We start from the raw sequence: 16,162 nt of genomic DNA, 5'->3' as shown, positions 1-16,162 counted from the left end.
CTTAAAAATCATGAAAAATAGATTATTGAATTATACCCGATTGTTTATACTCATTATAACAATTGGCCTATCATCTTGTGACCATCTTTTAGAAGTAGATTTAGACAAATCACTTATTGTTGAAGAAAATGCCTTTAGTAATGATGTTATGGCAACAGCTTCCATTACGGCAATATATAATAATATCTCCGATCGAGGAGCACTAAGCGGTGTGCCTTATGGTTTAGCTTCTTTGGCAGGACTTTCTTCAGGGGAGCTACATAACTATCGTGAAGATATTTTATATAGTGAATTTGAAAATTATCAAATCTCACCTGAGAATAGTTATATTGAATCTCTTTGGAATTTCACGTATAATATTATATATCAATCAAATGCTATTATTGAAGGTATTGAGATCTCAAGTGACTTGACGCCAAGCACGGCCAATCAATTAGAAGGTGAAGCTAGATTTGTAAGAGCATTTTCATACTTCTATCTGGTCAATTTATTTGGAGATGTGCCTTTAATATTAAATACAGATTACAGGGAAAATAGATTAAAATCACGGGATTTTCAAGATAAAATATATACGCAAATCAAAGATGATCTTTTAATAGCACAATCATTAATGGATGATGAGTATGTAACCGAAGATCGGGTACGTCCTAATAAAGCTGCTGCTACTGCTTTGCTGTCTAGAGTTTATCTGTATAATGAGGATTATGAAAACGCTCAAATACAGGCATCTAATGTCATAAACAATTCTCAATACGAAATAACCAATAAAAATGAAATTGACCAAAATTTTCTATTTGACAGCAAAGAAACAATTTGGCAATTAATGCCTGTATATCCGTATAGTAGTACTTTTGAAGGAGCCTATTTTATTATAACTAGCACGCCTAGATACCATATTATGACAAATCCTCTTTTAGGAGCTTTTGAAGAGGGGGATTTACGACGGGAGCATTGGGTCAATAGTATCACACGGTCTTCTTTAGGTACTTTTTATTTCCCCTATAAATACAAAGTTAGGAGTAAAAATATATCTGATCCATTTACGGAATACTCAGTGGTGCTTCGATTGGCGGAAGTGTATTTAATACGGGCTGAAGCCAGAGCTCAATTAGATAATATATCAGGCGCACAGATGGATATTAATACTATCCGCGGAAGAGCAGGACTAGATGATACTGATGCTAATGATAAGGTGAGCTTACTGTTGGCTATTGAACATGAACGTCAGGTAGAATTATTTACCGAATGGGGGCATCGTTGGCTGGATCTAAAACGTACCAACCGAGCGATGGAAGTTTTAGGTAATGGCATTACAACTGACAATTTGCTTTACCCCATCCCACAGTCTGAATTCAACAAAAATCCAAATCTTGGTAACCAGAACAATGGTTATTGAGAAGTCGCCAATAAAATCTTGTCCCTTCGGTATTAGAGGGATAGTTAATATACAACTATGATAGTTCAATTAAAAAATCTAGTCAAAGCAAATTCTTTATTACTAGTCATTTTAGTAAGTCATTTGGACTTGGTAGCACAGCATTTGGATAATTTAAATTTAACAGATTCCGTACCCTTTGATCCTTCAGTAAAAAGGGGGGTACTGGCCAATGGATTTACTTACTATTTGCAAAAGAAAAATGAGGCGTCAGGAAAAGTCTTGTTACATTTTACTGTAAAAGCTGGCTCGTATCAGGAAGACTTAGATCAGCCAGAGGTGGCACATATTGTAGAGCATATCCTAGTAGGAAGAAATACTAGACATTTCCCTTCAGACAGCCTCAAAAAATACTTGTCAATACTCGGAGCAAAATTACCAGCTGGGGTGAACCAAATGAAAACCATCTATCCATTTGAGAATCTTCCAGCAGATACTTCAGTTTTCAAGACCATATTTTTAGCGCTTAAAGACTGGATGACCGGAGAAGTATTAATGAGTACGGGTGATATTGAAGCTGAAAAAAAGGTCGTTCAAGAAGAATTGAGGTGGAGAGGCGAGTGGTCTCTCAAAGGTGTTATGTCGAAAGTATTGGCTCCTTCCAGATATGCAAGGCAATTCACCCGTTCAACAGTTAGAATTTCTGATCTTTCTGATGAAGCTATTAGGCGCTTCTATAACGATTGGTATCGTCCCGATCTATGTGGACTCTTTATTGTAGGAGACATTGATATAAAAAGAACAGAATCATTAATTAAGCGAACTTTTGATGATCTGAAGAATCCTGTAGAAAAGCAACGTCATATCGACCATCAAGTAATCCTAAATGATCAGAACAACTATTATACCGAGTTCAATAGACATGAAAAGGACACATCTATATCTCTTATGATGTATTTTAAGCACGGCGAAAGGGACATCAAAAGGACATTTGAAGATTTTAATGAGTCGATTATGATTAATATTTGTAATGTGATGTTAGCTAATCGACTTTCGGAAATCTATCTAAAAAAATCAGATGCCTCCTTACAACATATAAATTTTTCATATCTAGAGAACATGTACGGATTGAAGGCACTAAGACTAATAGCCAAACCAAGTGAAAAAGCAAATATCGAATATGCTTTCAAAGCATTATTTACTGAATTAGAAAGGCTAAAATATTATGGATTCAGTTCAAAAGAATTTGAACTGGCTAAGTCCGCGATATTAAGTTCAACTAAATATAATCATAAAAAAGCTCTTAGTGAATTAATAAATGATTATGAAGATCATTTTATCCATGGCAGCGCAGTCCCTTCAGAGGAACTTGAAAATGAAGTAAATTTAAAGCTTCTTAGGGAAATTACTCTTGCTGATATCAATAAATTTATCCAACGGTGGATAACAGAAAAAAATCATGATATCATAGTCCTTTCAAATAGAGTTAATCAAAAATATATTCCTAGCGAGTCCAAAGTGCTTCAATGGTGGGAGGAGACTCTAAAAAATAGATCCATACTCCCTTTTAAACCGTCGAATAGTCCGGATCTCGATGTGAATTTCAATTCACTTTATCAGTTAAGTAAATCTTCAATCTTAACGCGCAATGAAATCAAAGATATTGGTGTTACTGAACTCGTTCTGTCAAATGGAATAAAAGTTTTATTAAAACCTGCGGTGTCAGGTGAGGCTGATAGAGTGTTTTTGAGGGGTGTAAACCCAAATGGTGCATTGATATATCCTGACTCATTGTATTATTCGGCTAGGGCTGCTACAACCTTATTAGAGGAAGCAGGTTTAGGCGAGCTTAATCAGAAAGAACTTGAAGCTTATAAAAAGAATAACAATCTAAAGATTAATGCCTACATTGATGAACAGTCTTCCGGAATCAGAGGACATTCACCCAACAAGAAATTAGAAATTTTATTGCAAATGGTTTATCGTTACTTTCTATATCCAAGAAATGATTCTTTGATATATATATCCAAAATAAATAATTGGAGGCAAAATGCTAATAACTACAAGTCTATTACCAATGAATTAGAAGGCATAATAGGATACAAACCAAGAACGCAACATCTTTCCTTAGATGAACTTAGTTTGGTAGAAGATTATCATGAGTGTATGCAAATCTATAGAAACTCTTTTTCTAGCGCTCAAGGATTTGAATTCGTTTTGACAGGAGTGATGAATATAGAAAAGGCGGTAGAATTTACTGTTAAGTATCTAGGAGCCATTACTGAAGGCGATAAAGGTAATTGTCCCTACAATGTAAATTTTAAACCCTTAGAACAAAGGGTAGATAAAATATCTATTAATAACCGTATTGCTAAGAACCGATCCGATGTGTCCTTGTTTTATTTTTTTCAATATTCCTATTCAGAGATAGAATATATGAAATTGAATATTTTAAAAGATGTAATGAAATACATATTACTAAGACGAATTCGTGAAAAAGAGACTGCAACTTATTCTCTAGATCAAAGCATGAACACAATAAAGTTAGATTGCATTTCTTCGGAAAATGTTTGTGAATTAAGGACTAATTTTAGTTGTGATCCGAAGAACGCAACGAGACTTATTGAAGCTGCTTTAGATGAAATAAAAAGTCTTCAAAAAAATGGACCAAAATCTTTTGACTTTACAGCAACGATTGAAAAATATAAAGAAGATTGGAGCCAAAATCACATGAGTGATGCCAAATGGGAGAATTATTTAGTAAATCAGTGTCTAAGTGAAGGCGATCTTACTGCTATACTAGATAGAGAAGAGTTAATTGATTCAATTACCCCAGAAGATATTCGTCAAACTGCTCGAAAATATTTAAAAGAAAATTGGTTTATCTCATATATAGAAACATCAGATAACCTTGCCCCATAAAAATGTAATGTAAAATTGGAGAGTGTTAGCTCAACTCTGTCTTTTCCCCGCTGTTGCGCGAAACCGATAGGTTCGACGGAGTCAATCCTTTCGCGTTGTAAGGATTCAGTTAATAGCAAAAGACAACTAAAACCAAACAAAAAGCCACACAAAACTATATTTTTATAAATTTAAGTATTAATTAAAAGATTAAATAACACAAAAACCAAGTCATGAGCACCATGCAAGCCTATCTAGATCATTTACGCGACGACCTGTGGGAGTCGGTAAAAAACATCAAAGAAAACACCATAAACCCCGTGTTTTCGCAAGAGCAAATAGACCAAATGGATATCCCGGAGCAATACAGCCACATCCCTATATATCCCATGAAAAAAATGCACGAGTGGTTTAACATCGAACCCAATGTATTTCCACCCGAAGACCGCCTAGACGATTTCCAGATACTGGACTGCTGCCTCATGCTGGAAGCGATGCTGGAGTACTACCACATGGTCATAGAATTCCCCAAAGGCATCCCCTACCGAGCTATGTACGAGAAACTCCGCGAAGCCCTAAACAGCGACATCACCTGCCAAATGGATCGCACCAACCTAGACACCATCGACTTTTGTGACCCGTTTTGCGAAACCTGCCCCTTCGGAGCACACTGCACTGTCACAGATAAAGAAAACGGCAAATGCGATACCTTCATGTTTGGAGAAGACATGTGGCCCGGCCAAGCAGATTATGATGAGATGTATGATGCGCGGGGGATTAACTAGTGCTCGGAATGCGTCAAGTATCATAACTATCACTCTTGAGTAATAAAAAAAATCAGATAAAAGGGAATAGTAGTATAACACCTTCTAATATTTGTTTATTTTTAGCAGATAAGCATAAATGTATTTAATTTTATGTTTTCTATCTAACAAAAAACTTTAAATGAGTAAAAATCTTACTAAATCTGATATTCACAGGAAAAATATTTTAAATAATAAATATGCTCTTGTGGAAATAGAAAAGGAAATTGCTTTTCCTGGTATTCCATTTGAGTCCACTTTAAAATATACTAAAAAGCAAATAGCTGATTTTTATAAAATAGATGAGAGGACTATTGAAAGATATATTGAACAGCATATAGATGAACTCACTGAAAATGGTTATGAAGTTATAAGTGGTAAAAGACTTAAAGAATTTAAGGATATAATAGCTAGATATGATGATGATGATGTTACCGACATTGATGTCGGAGACATCACTAAAGCTCCTAAATTAGGAGTATTTGACTTTCGAACGTTCTTAAATATTGGAATGCTATTGACTGAAAGTGAAAGAGCCAAACAATTAAGAGCTCTAATTCTCGATATTGTTATTGATACGCTTAATGCTAAAATTGGAGGTGTAACAAAATATGTAAATCAAAGAGAAGATGAATTTCTTCCTAGTGCCATTCGTGAGTTTAATTATCGGCAAGCATTCACAGATGCTCTAGAGCATTTTATTGTTGACAATAAATGGAAATTTGCACAATTTACAGATGCGGTATACAAAAGTATTTTTCATGAAAATGCTAAAGAGTATAAGCAAATATTAAAACTTAAAGCAAGTGACTCTGCCAGAGACACCATGTATTCCGAAGTATTGGATTTAATTGCTGCGTATGAAAATGGATTTGCCGACTGCTTAGAACGTAAATATAAGTCTGAAAATCGAAAATTGACACTTCCCGAAGCAAGTAATTTATTTTCTGAATTTGAATGCAATAATCAAGCGATATTAAAGCCTTTACTTGAAAAGGCTAGAACATTAATGGCAAGTCGTGATATGGCGTTTCGGGACGCTCTCCATGAAAAATTAAGAAATTACGTTACACATTTAACAGCTCAAGAATTCGATAAGTTTTTAGGGGAAAAGAGTATGGTTTTAGAGGAAAGGTTGAAAAAGAACATTGACGTATTTAAACGCCTAAAAAACAGATAAAATGGCATATAATTATTTCAACTTAGAATATGCCATAAAAGAACATGACTTCATTATTGACGAATCGGGAGGTTCACATGGAACTAATGATATTGGACTTTTAGATAGTGTCTTGGAGCATATTCAAAATGATTTATATTATCCAGAGTTTGAAATAAAATTGACACATTTGGTATATTCTGTTAATAAAAATCATGCATTCAGCGATGGAAATAAAAGGAGCAGTATTGCCCTAGGAGCTTACTTTCTAGAAATAAATGGATTGAGCTATTGTATTGATAAGTTTATCATTGAAATGGAAAACATTTCCGTACATATTGCAGATAATCGAATTGATAAAGATCTGCTCTATGAAATAATTTACTCTATCATAAATGAAAATGACTTTAGTGAAAGTCTTAAGATTAAAATTATTGATGCAATTTGTTAATAAAAACAAATAAATAAGTCAGCCAAACGATTTCCAGATACTAGACTGCTGCCTCATGTTGGAGGCGATGCTGGAGTACTACCACATGGTCATAGAATTCCCAAAAGGCATCCCCTACCGGGCTATGTATGAGAAACTTCGTGAAGCCCTAAACAGCGACATCACCTGCCAAATGGACCGCACCAACCTGGATACCATCGATTTTTGTGACCCGTTTTGCGAAACCTGCCCCTTCGGAGCACACTGCGCTGTCACAGATAAAGAAAACGGCAAATGCGATACCTTCATGTTTGGCGAAGACATGTGGCCGGGCCAAGCAGATTATGAGGCGATGTATGATGCGCGGGAAGAGGGTTAGATAGTATATAACCTTGCCTAAACCCTACCTAAATTTTAATAAAAAGCCTAGGAATTAATTAAAAGCGAGAGGTCTTAATAAAAAGCCTAAGGTATTATAAAAAGCGTAAGGGCTCCCCTATTGTGCCGCCCATACGGCATAAGAGGGGATGCTTACGCGAAGCGGAAGCTCGGGGAGTTAAATAGCAACCGTGAGTTTTTTTACGTTCATTTTCTTTATTCTCTCGAAGCTTTTGGCGCCGCGCGGCAGTCTGGCAGCTGCGCTAAAACAGTCTACAAGACTGTTTTTAAACGCTTGCTCCTCTTACGACGGGTTGGGCTACACCAGTGGTCTCTTCCTAACGAGCAGCACAGGTAATAGGTTTATTATTGCCCAAGCAAAAACGTTAAAACCAAAAAAAAATCAAAAAATAATTAAGGGTATTGCGAATAAAATACGTCTATATAGTAATACACATATGTATTAATAAAAAACAATACAAGTTTTAACAAGTGAGATGCCCGGACCGGGAGAGATTTTATGAGCGGTTCGGGTGTTTTTTTGGAAAACTGAGACATAACGTAACAATAAGCAGTATAAAACCATTTTTGGTGGTTTATTTTAAAATTAAACGACTTTTTATTTTGGAGGGTTGGATAAAGAAAGTGTTGATATGAGAAAATAACTATTGATTTTGTAAAATTAAAACGATAAGTTTGTAGTTTCGCAGTTTTTTTGTATGGAGCAACCTAAATTAAAATATATAGATTTATTTGCAGGCTGTGGAGGCCTATCTCTCGGATTACATAATACAGGTTTGTGGGAGGGCTTATTTGCTATAGAAAAAAGTGAGGACGCCTTTAAAACATTGGCTTACAATCTCATAAAAAAGAAAAATCATTTCGATTGGCCTAATTGGTTGTCTAAATCTGAACACGATATAAATGAAGTTATTGATAACTTTAAAGAAGAACTCATTGCTCTTCGAGGCAGCGTAGATATGGTTGCTGGAGGTCCACCATGTCAAGGGTTTTCTATGGCAGGTAGAAGGGTTGAAAGCGATGATAGAAATGACTTGATTAATTCCTATATCCAATTTATAGATTTAGTTAAACCAAAGATAATCTTCTTTGAAAATGTTAGAGGCTTTACACTGGGTTTTAAGAATAATGAAAAGAGAGGTAAAGCATATTCTAAATATGTTGTTGAAGAACTTGAAAAGATTGGTTATTCTGTAAAAGGAAATTTAATTGATTTTTCTGAATATGGCATTCCACAGAAGAGAACTCGGTTTATATTAGTTGGCATACAAAATGAGTTACTTCAAAAAGATGAAGCCCTAAATGCTGAAACATTTTTTGATCTACTTAAATCAAATAAAAAAGAATTTTTAATTAATAAAAAGTTAAAAGTAAATCCGACACTTTCAGATGCAATATCAGATTTATTGTCATCAAATGGAACTGTTCCTGCTAATAACTCAAATTTCAAACAAGGCCTTTATGGTGAAGTAGAATCACCTTTTCAAAAGTATGCTAGGAGATATGTTAGGGCAAAAGTAAGAGTTGATAGTCATAGATTTGCAAATCATTCAGACACCATTAAAAATAGATTTCAAATAGCAATAAATGAAAACTTATCTAGTGCACAATATAAAGAAAGGTTTCAGCTAAAAAAGAGTAGCACTAAAATACTTAATAAAGATAAACCAACACCTACAATAACAACTTTACCAGACGATTACATTCATTACTGTGAACCAAGAATAATGACTGTAAGAGAATACGCAAGAATTCAATCCTTTCCGGACTCTTTTGAATTTAAAGGTAAATATACTACAGGTGGTAAAAGAAGAACGGAAGAGGTTCCGAGGTATTCCCAAATTGGTAATGCAATTCCCCCTTTATTTGGTGAGCAAAGCGGATTGGTTTTAAAACAACTAATTAGCTAATGTCTAAAAAGAAAACTTTACATTTTAAGACTAATGTGCAACTTAAAAGTATCATTGGTAAAGATTTAATCAATGATGACAATATAGCCATATTGGAATTGGTTAAAAATTCATTTGATGCTGATGCAAAAAAAGTTGAGGTTACATTTGTTAATTTAAAGGATAATGACGACAATCAAATAGATGCTTTTACTATTAAAACATCTAGAATAATAATTCAAGATGATGGTATTGGTATGACTGAAGATGCTGTTGAAAATAAATGGTTAAATATTGCTTATTCCGAAAAAAAATCCAACAAGAAACAGCACAATAGAGTTATGGCAGGAGCCAAAGGTGTTGGCAGGTTTTCTTGTGATCGACTTGGTAAATATTTAAACCTTTATACTAAAACAAAGAATGATTCTGATTATCTTAAATTAAGTATTGATTGGAGAGAGTTTGAAATAGAGGATGAAAAAAAAGAGATACAATCCATCAAATTGTATTCTGAAATTTTGAGTGAATCAGAGTTTGAAAATTTAGGTTTTAAGCCTTTTAAAAGTGGTGTAGTATTAGAAATAATTAAATTAAGAAGTAATTGGGTTTATCCTAACGAAAAGGATGGTAAGGTCGTTTGGAATGTTGATAAGTTAGTTACATTAAAACAGTATTTAGAAAAATTAATAAACCCAAGTCAAGCTTTTATTCAAGATGATTTTGGAATCTTTATTCTTGCACCAGAGTTTATAGATGAAAATAAAAAATTAGAGAGCAATCAAAAATTTCTAGGAGAGGTAAAGAATAGAATTTTTGAAAAATTAGATTTCAAAACAACTAGTATTGAATGTGAAACTAGAGATGGTGGTAAAGAAATTTACACAGAATTAAAAGATAAGGGGCGTACAATTTTCTGGATTATTGAGAAAAACCCCTACTATCCGGAAGTAAGTGATGTTAAGATTACAGTATATTACCTTAACACCTATGCTAAATCGTTCTTCACTAAACAGACAGGAATTAGATCTATTGACTACGGTTCTATTTTTCTTTTTATAAATGGTTTTAGAGTTTCACCTTACGGTCAACCAGGAAATGATTGGTTGAGTTTGGACCAAAGGAAAGGACAAGGAATGATGAGGTATTTAGGTGTTCGTGATGTTGTTGGCCAAATTGAAATAAATGATGCTTTAAATGATTTTCAAATTATTACAAGTAGGGAGGGTATTGTTAAGAATGATAATTATTATGCATTAACTAAATCCGAAAGAAACGATAGCTTATTCTTTAAGACTTACCGTAGACTTGAGAAGTATATTGTTGAAGGTCTGAATTGGGATAGAGCTGCTAGCTCTGTTAATTCTTTTTCTATACACCAGAAAATTGTTGCAGGTGATGCTAAAGAAGAAGAGTTGGTGTATGACGAAGATGAAAAGGCAAAACAGTTAAGAACTTATGGTGCAATACATTCCATCATAGGCGCAAGAACTTCAGAGGTAATAAAACTCTATATAAATGAAAGTTTAATATCCCAAAAGATTGCAGAAGAAAGAGAGCGGTCAGAAAAAGAGTTTGAAAAACTGATAGAAGATTTTGAAAATAAAAAAATTGATTCCGAAGCTCTTAACAGAATACTAAAAGTTAAGGCAAAACAAAATAAGGAATTAGAAAAAGAATATGAAGATTTTTTAAAATATTCAACAGATGAAGCCACAACTAAAGCTTTAGTAGAATTTCAGAATTACAGAAAGACGATACAAGATCAAACAAGCTTAATTACAAAATTAAGAAATCAAGTAAAAAAGCTTGAAGATGAAAAAGCTGATTCAGAAAAAGTAACAGAAGAAGTAAAAAGTGAGCTTGATAAATTAAAAACAGAACTTACTGAAGCAAAATCTCAAAATTTATTTTTAAAGTCTATAAAATCTAAAGATTTAGATGAAGTATTAAATTTAATGCATCATATAGGTATTTCTACTGGTACTATTCAAAATTATATTAAAGGTGCAGTTGCTAAAATCGAGAATAACCTTCCTTTTGAAGAAAACGAGTTAAAAACAATTTTCAGTCGTCTAAACTATGAGTTGAATAAAATCTTTTCGATTTCAAAGTTTGCAACAAAAGCAAACTTTAAGGTTGAGAGCAAGGACTCATTACTTGATATTGTATCTTTTTTAGAGGAATATTTATTGAACATAGTAAAACCCTTTTTATCAAATAAAATATCATTATCAATCATTGAAAATAATGAACCTATTTCTCTAAAGACTAATTTTAAACCTCTGGAATTAATAATTGTATTAGATAATTTGATTAGTAATTCGAGAAAATCATTTGATAGAAAGGATAAGGTTGAAAAGAATAAAAGTCACAATCATAAAATTGAAGTTGAGATTTCAAAGATTGATGAAGAAATATTAGAAATTAGATTTAGAGATAATGGCGTAGGAATACCTAATGAAAATAAAAATAAAGTATTTGATTATGGTTTTACTACTACAGATGGTTCTGGTTTAGGTCTTTCTCACGTTGCTGAACTTGTGGAAAGAATAGGAGGTAATATTAAACTAAATAAGGCATTTGAAAAAGGTGCTGAATTTATTATAACAATCAATAAAAAATAAAATGGCAGATTTTATAATTTTAATGTATGAGGATGAAAAGGATTGGAAAGATTCATTTGAATACAACTTAAAAATCAGAGTTGAGTTAAAAGGGAAAAAATTAGTAATAATACATAAAGAAGACAGTGATACTCTTGAGCAAGATTTAATAATGTGTTCACCAGACTTAATTATGGTTGACCATGATTTAGGTGAAGAAACAGGAGATGATATAATAGCTTTGATTGAAGGGAATCCTGAATATAATAAGGCTTCAATATTTTATTATTCGGGTGGTGAATCTATTGATGATTTAAAAGCTACTGCCTCTAAATTTGCATGTCAGATTAGGTGTTTTACAAAAGAAGGTGATGATTTAGATAATGCCGTTTTAGGTTTAGTTTAGTAGTTTCCCACACAAACCAAAACCCAGTTTGTTGCAAATGCAAAAATCCCATGTCTTTTGGTTTGTTCCGCACGCCAACGCTCTTGTAGTTTTTGGCTAACATCCCTTACACAGCACATTGCTGGTTTTGCTTAAAAGAATTATTTTTAAAATTGGAACAGCAAAAAAGAAAAGAGCTGTTCCCAACCCTCACACCAAAAACTACCCAAAGCTATGTTTACATAACGGGTAGATATAATAGCAGCCGCTACACCCACCACATCCCCAAAGCTGTAGTTATAACGCCATTATATAAAATATCCGCTTTCCGAAGCGCAATGTAGAACTCACTTTAATTGAAGAATTTTTTTCGGAGATTGTCATATTTGTTAAGATGTTTTTCCAACTCTAACTTTGACCAATTTTCTCTAGTGTATGTTCCGATATTTTTGTTAAAACCATCTAACATATCATATAGTGTGGAGTCTATAAGTGTAGCCTTACCCAAATTAAGACACTACTAAATTCAACAAATTTTCATTAATATCATCAGATTCGATGAAGAATTCTTCACCGAATCTAGGTTTATATTCTCTAGGAGACTTGTTCCCTAGTGATTGGTGTGGATGATTACTATTATAATCTTCCATCCATTGATTGCTTAATGTTCTTAATTGGTGCAAATCGTTAAACCAATACGCATCCAGTATATCCTCTCTATAAAATCTATTCAATCGTTCTATATATCCGTTTTGCATAGGTTTACCTGGCTGGGTGAACCGTATTTCTACTCGTTTTCGCTTGCACCAAGCGTTTAAGGTTTTGGATATAAATTCAGGTCCATTGTCACAACGAATTGTTTGTGGCAGGCCAATCTCTTCTTCTAACTGTTCTAGGGTTTCTACTACCTTTCTAGCCGGATAATTCAATCCTGGATCTATGGCCAATACCTCGCGATTACAGTCGTCCATAATGTTCAGTATCCGTACCTTTCTTCCATCGGAAAGTGTATCAGACATGAAATCCATGCTCCAAACCATGTTTAATGACTCAGGTGCTTCCAAAGGGTGTTTCACCCTGCCCGTTATACGCTTTTTGTGTTTACGTCTCAGTTTAAGTTTCATTTGCCTATATACTCGTAGTACACGTTTTCTGTTCCACCTATGGCCTTCGCGACGAATCCGTTTGTAATACTCATCAAATCCTCTGGTTGGAAGTTCCGAAGCCAATTCAGAGAGTTTGTCGATTACTTCACGGTCATCACGCTTGGTTTGGTAATACCACATTGAACGGGTTAAATCCACAACACCACAGGCCCTTTGTATAGATACCTGATATTCCTTGATTAAATAAACCGCCCTGTGCTTCTTGTCGGAAGGCCTTAGAACTTTTTTGACAATATATCCTTAAGCATTTGGTTATCCAAGCTAGCATCTGCGTACATCTGCTTGAGCTTGCGGTTTTCTTCCTCCAACTCTTTTAAGCGTTTTAATTGGCTCGTTTCCATACCTCCGTACCTTTTGCGCCAATAATAAATGGTACTCTTGTCGATACCTAATTCTCGTGCTATATCACCTACGGCACGACCTTGTTCGTTTTCCTTCAAGACCTTGATAATCTGACTCTCGGTAAATCTACTTTTTTTCATCTGACAGTTTAAAATTTAAAATTAGTAAATTTGAATTTTATGCTGTCTTATTTTTAGGGAAGGCTACATAAGGACATTAGTAAATATACCATATCCTTTTGCACCATATTGCATAATTACATTAGCTGCATCAGGAACTTTAGATTTTGTGAGTGAGCTTCCATTTTTTAATAGTTTACATTGAAAAATGTATAATTCTGCTTCTTCAGTTCTGGCGGCTTTTGTCATAATTGTAATATCTCTACCACCATCTCTCGATTTAGACTTTCCCATTTTTCTAATTGTCCTATTATCAAATTTTGGTAAGTCATAAATAATATCATAGCAAAGCTCTTCAAATGCCCCATCATCTATTAATTCCCAATCAATTTTAATATGATTCTTTGCCCCTAAAATATTGCCTAGAATGGTATGTAGTGGATTTAGATTTTCCCTAATTTTTATTATTTCATTAGCATGTAGTTTTGCATTGTTTATAAAAAAGATATATGAGAAAAAAGTATCCTTGATTATTAATATATCTGAATATTCTGATAACATGTATTCGGTTTCATTTATTTCTGGTACTAAATTAACATATCTGTGCAATGCAATATTGGCACATCTTCTCGCATAATCTAGCTCATTTTTCAGATTATACCATATAGCACCACTGTCATTACAAATAATATTTTTATCCCCAAATTCAAATAATTTAGCGGTTTCGTAATTTGTGTCTTCACTAACTTCCCCTAACAATATTAAAGCTTGTTTGAAATCATACTTGTTAGGTATTATCCAGGCCTCTGTTGAAACATAAACCTCAATATCACTATTATTACAAAATGCACTTAACCAATATTTAAAATATCTTTCAGGGTATTTAGTATATTCTTTTTTTAAAAAAAGTGTTTCATCGTCCCTTTCTGAAGCCATTTGATGATAACCACCGTTATTTAAGTTTGCATAATAAGAATCAATTAATTCTGGAAAGTGTAATTTTTTTTCTTTTATCAAGTCTTCGTATTCACTTAACTCTTCAACATACATGAAATGCTCATCATCGTCATATCCTTCCAAGCTATATTCTTTTCCTCGATAAAGAATATGTTCAGCTAGTTTTTCATGATCAAACTCTTCTAGACAAATTTCAAAGTATCTACGTTGTTTTTTGTGTCGTGTTTGACCAGAATATTTTTTTCCAAATGTTGCTAATTCTTCTGCTAAAAAAGAAACACTTAAGTAGTCCAACATAATATCAATGTGTGTTCGCTGATAATCCTCAAATTGAATTTGAATGCAGACTTTATTTGCGCTTTTTAATTCCTCTATAAACTCTTCAATATTTGAAGTGTTGTCATATATTTCATCTATTCTTACTATCATTTATTTTTACACTAATATTACTGCAAAGTACAAATTTAAACCTTTAGCTTAATGACATTGACCACGCAAGTCTCTTCACATAGCAAGTACCACCCAAAGACCAAATCAACCCTCCCACCACTCCCAAAACCCTCAAACAAACCCCATTATAAAAAAATCACTTATTTTTGGAAGAGGCTACTACTTTGAGATAAGTACAACGGTGTGTTTATCCAATTGTGACAAGTATAAAAATGATAAAATCAAAGATAATTAAAGTTATAGCAATTTTACTGGCTCTTATTTCATTCAGATTCATTTTAAAATTTATTTGGAGTGATTTTTTTGCTTCTATTTATCCTGGATGGAATTCCACAGTGTATGCAGATTTTTGGGTTTTGAATTACCGTACTTTAGCCTATGGATTAGCAACTTTGATTATGATTATCCTATTCAGATTTTGGGAATTGATTTTGATTAAGTTAATGAACAAATAAATGAAAAGACTCCCTCCCTGGCGCTTCGACTGTGTCGAGAGCCACTATTAGCTCATTTCAATAGTGTTTATCACGATATGCAATATTCTAAAACTTTGCAGAGCAAAATATATTTTTTATAAATTTATCTACTGATTAAAAGATTAAACAACTCAAAAAAACCAAGTCATGAGTACCATGCAAGCCTATCTGGACCATCTACGCGACGACCTACGGGAGTCGGTTAAAAACATAAAAGAAAACACCATAAACCCCGTGTTTTCACAACGGCAAATAGACCGTATGGACATACCGGATAAATACAGCCACATACCCGTCATTCCCATGCAAAAAATGCACGAGTGGTTTAACATCGAACCCAATGTGTTTCCACCCGAAGACCGATTGGACGATCTCCAGATACTAGACTGCTGCCTTATGCTAGAGGGGATGATGCGGTACTACCATATGGCCATAGAATTCCCTAAAGGGATGCCTTACCGGGCCTTGTATGAGAAACTTCGCGAAGCCCTAAACAGCTATATAACCTGCCAAATGGATGACACCAATCTGGATACCATCGACTTTTGTACCTATGATTGCGAGACCTGTGCCTTTGGAGAACACTGCACCAACACCGATGAAGAAACCGGCCATTGCGACACCTTTCTTTTTAGTATAGAGATGTGGTCCGGCCACGCCGACTACCAAGCCATGTGTGAAGAACGGGAATAACCTTGCCTAAATTTT

The 16,162-nt window shown here is 33.9% G+C and carries 12 protein-coding genes; 10 read left to right on the top strand and 2 right to left on the bottom strand.

Annotated features, from left to right (window positions below; translation table 11 throughout):
* The first annotated feature begins 10 nt into the window (after nucleotides 1-10).
* From AC5SR4_RS06410 to AC5SR4_RS06370, 9 genes are all read left to right on the top strand, one after another.
* Nucleotides 11-1,396: a RagB/SusD family nutrient uptake outer membrane protein gene (locus tag AC5SR4_RS06410; protein ID WP_495358709.1), complete on the top strand. Its 1,386-nt coding sequence runs from the start codon at nucleotides 11-13 to the stop codon at nucleotides 1,394-1,396.
* Between the two features lie 57 nt (nucleotides 1,397-1,453).
* Nucleotides 1,454-4,297 (top strand): M16 family metallopeptidase, encoded by a 2,844-nt coding sequence (locus AC5SR4_RS06405; protein WP_495358708.1) that lies wholly within the window; start codon nucleotides 1,454-1,456, stop codon nucleotides 4,295-4,297.
* Between the two features lie 212 nt (nucleotides 4,298-4,509).
* Nucleotides 4,510-5,061 carry a hypothetical protein gene (locus tag AC5SR4_RS06400; RefSeq protein WP_495358707.1) on the top strand — a complete coding sequence of 184 codons (552 nt, stop codon included), beginning with the start codon at nucleotides 4,510-4,512 and terminating at the stop codon, nucleotides 5,059-5,061.
* 160 nt (nucleotides 5,062-5,221) lie between these two features.
* Nucleotides 5,222-6,259, top strand: a complete 1,038-nt coding sequence (locus AC5SR4_RS06395; protein WP_495358706.1) for a DNA-binding protein — start codon at nucleotides 5,222-5,224, stop codon at nucleotides 6,257-6,259.
* A gap of 1 nt (nucleotide 6,260) precedes the next feature.
* On the top strand, nucleotides 6,261-6,689 hold the full coding sequence (locus AC5SR4_RS06390) for a type II toxin-antitoxin system death-on-curing family toxin (RefSeq protein ID WP_495358705.1): 429 nt from the start codon (nucleotides 6,261-6,263) through the stop codon (nucleotides 6,687-6,689).
* A 55-nt stretch (nucleotides 6,690-6,744) separates the two neighbouring features.
* Entirely contained in the window at nucleotides 6,745-7,047 is a 303-nt protein-coding gene (locus tag AC5SR4_RS06385; RefSeq protein WP_495358704.1) for a hypothetical protein, read from the top strand.
* Between the two features lie 718 nt (nucleotides 7,048-7,765).
* Entirely contained in the window at nucleotides 7,766-8,977 is a 1,212-nt protein-coding gene (locus AC5SR4_RS06380; RefSeq protein WP_495358703.1) for a DNA cytosine methyltransferase, read from the top strand.
* Complete coding sequence (locus AC5SR4_RS06375; protein ID WP_495358702.1) at nucleotides 8,977-11,580, top strand: ATP-binding protein; 2,604 nt, start codon at nucleotides 8,977-8,979, stop codon at nucleotides 11,578-11,580. Before AC5SR4_RS06380 ends, AC5SR4_RS06375 begins: the two co-directional genes overlap by 1 nt.
* Before the next feature lies 1 nt (nucleotide 11,581).
* Nucleotides 11,582-11,965, top strand: coding sequence for a hypothetical protein (locus tag AC5SR4_RS06370; RefSeq protein ID WP_495358701.1), 384 nt, complete (start codon nucleotides 11,582-11,584; stop codon nucleotides 11,963-11,965).
* Between the two features lie 488 nt (nucleotides 11,966-12,453).
* Here the strand turns inward: AC5SR4_RS06370 and AC5SR4_RS06365 are convergent.
* Together AC5SR4_RS06365 and AC5SR4_RS06360 are read right to left on the bottom strand one after the other, a co-directional pair.
* A protein-coding gene (locus AC5SR4_RS06365; protein ID WP_495355978.1) for an IS3 family transposase occupies nucleotides 12,454-13,592 on the bottom strand; the annotation gives its coding sequence in 2 pieces (ribosomal slippage) (nucleotides 12,454-13,331 and nucleotides 13,331-13,592; 1,140 coding nt in all).
* Nucleotides 13,593-13,655: 63 nt separating this feature from the next.
* A complete protein-coding gene (locus AC5SR4_RS06360; protein ID WP_495358700.1) occupies nucleotides 13,656-14,957 on the bottom strand; it encodes a hypothetical protein in 1,302 nt (433 codons plus the stop codon).
* A 644-nt stretch (nucleotides 14,958-15,601) separates the two neighbouring features.
* On the opposite strand from AC5SR4_RS06360, the gene AC5SR4_RS06355 reads away from it, so the two are divergent.
* Nucleotides 15,602-16,147, top strand: a complete 546-nt coding sequence (locus AC5SR4_RS06355; protein WP_495358699.1) for a hypothetical protein — start codon at nucleotides 15,602-15,604, stop codon at nucleotides 16,145-16,147.
* The last annotated feature ends 15 nt before the right edge of the window (nucleotides 16,148-16,162 follow it).

The organism is Aestuariibaculum scopimerae, assembly GCF_059428085.1.
The sequence above is the reverse complement of the archived record's forward strand: the minus strand, read 5'-3'. Positions and strand labels throughout refer to the sequence as shown.

Bases quoted from the DNA above. Each gene is read 5' to 3' on its own strand.
- AC5SR4_RS06410 (WP_495358709.1), top strand. From the start codon at position 11: ATGAAAAATAGATTATTGAATTATACCCGATTGTTTATACTCATTATA.
- AC5SR4_RS06405 (WP_495358708.1), top strand. From the start codon at position 1,454: ATGATAGTTCAATTAAAAAATCTAGTCAAAGCAAATTCTTTATTACTA.
- AC5SR4_RS06400 (WP_495358707.1), top strand. From the start codon at position 4,510: ATGAGCACCATGCAAGCCTATCTAGATCATTTACGCGACGACCTGTGG.
- AC5SR4_RS06395 (WP_495358706.1), top strand. From the start codon at position 5,222: ATGAGTAAAAATCTTACTAAATCTGATATTCACAGGAAAAATATTTTA.
- AC5SR4_RS06390 (WP_495358705.1), top strand. From the start codon at position 6,261: ATGGCATATAATTATTTCAACTTAGAATATGCCATAAAAGAACATGAC.
- AC5SR4_RS06385 (WP_495358704.1), top strand. From the start codon at position 6,745: ATGTTGGAGGCGATGCTGGAGTACTACCACATGGTCATAGAATTCCCA.
- AC5SR4_RS06380 (WP_495358703.1), top strand. From the start codon at position 7,766: ATGGAGCAACCTAAATTAAAATATATAGATTTATTTGCAGGCTGTGGA.
- AC5SR4_RS06375 (WP_495358702.1), top strand. From the start codon at position 8,977: ATGTCTAAAAAGAAAACTTTACATTTTAAGACTAATGTGCAACTTAAA.
- AC5SR4_RS06370 (WP_495358701.1), top strand. From the start codon at position 11,582: ATGGCAGATTTTATAATTTTAATGTATGAGGATGAAAAGGATTGGAAA.
- AC5SR4_RS06360 (WP_495358700.1), bottom strand. From the start codon at position 14,957: ATGATAGTAAGAATAGATGAAATATATGACAACACTTCAAATATTGAA.
- AC5SR4_RS06355 (WP_495358699.1), top strand. From the start codon at position 15,602: ATGAGTACCATGCAAGCCTATCTGGACCATCTACGCGACGACCTACGG.